Below are 854 nucleotides of genomic sequence, written 5' to 3'. Positions count from 1 at the left end.
CCGCTTGGCCTGACGTTCCCCGATCTCATCTGCCTTCACCCTGAGTGATCGAGCTGCGGCCGTGTACTCGTGGAGGAAGTCCTGGACGGTCCAGCGCCGCTCATGGACAAGACGGCCAAGCAGGGTGCGGGAGGTGTTCACGAGCGGCGGTGTCATCGGCGCGTTCTCTCGGCTGGGCAGCGGACGGGGAACACGGGTGCGTGGTCATCGTCGCGGAGCCGGGGCGGGTATGTCACGTGCCAGGGCCTAGAAGTCACGGAACGACACCTTGAAGTCCGTGCGTGGGTGGTCGGTGTCTCCAGGAGGCCCCAAGAAGCCGCGAAAGCAGTCATTACGCAGGCCGATGTGAGTACTCATAGTTATCGGCGGCGGTGCTGGTCGGGCTTGGGGTTGTCCCCCCGGCCGGCGTCGTGCGGGATGTGCGGCTATCCCGGTCCCGATGGCTGGGCGGTGCCGTTCGTCCCTGGCGGCTCTGGGCGGGGCTCCGTCGGGCCACACACCGCCCTTTGCCTGGGGCCGCCACCTGTTCTGTGAGACGGACGCGATGTGGACGTGTATTCGGACGATCCGGGGAGCGTAGGTGAACAGCAACGATGACCGCGATGACCACTTCGGCGATGGGGACGGTTACGACGATGGCGATTTTGAAGGGTGGGGGTGGGATGACGAGGATGGGTATCGGTTCGGTGGTGGCGTGGCTGGTGAACGCCCGGGATGTGATCACTCCGGATGTGGTGTGGGCGATGGTGGTGCCCGGGGTACGGATGGTGGCGCCGCTCATCGACGTCGGCGATCTCGGGCTGTGTGCGGGGGAGCCGGGTTTGCCGGTGACCGGGTATGCGGCGTTGCCGTTC

1 protein-coding gene is annotated in these 854 nt (G+C 66.3%); it reads left to right on the top strand.

All coding sequences use genetic code 11. The annotated features are described in order from the left end of the window. Nucleotides 1-602: 602 nt before the first annotated feature. A partial coding sequence (locus U9980_RS24840) for a hypothetical protein (RefSeq protein ID WP_322770141.1) occupies nucleotides 603-854 on the top strand: 252 nt, incomplete at its 3' end.

It is taken from the genome of Protofrankia sp. Cr1, from assembly GCF_963555865.1.
In the GTDB taxonomy this organism is placed as follows: Bacteria; Actinomycetota; Actinomycetes; order Frankiales; family Frankiaceae; genus Protofrankia.
This window is presented reverse-complemented; position numbering and strand designations above follow the sequence as displayed.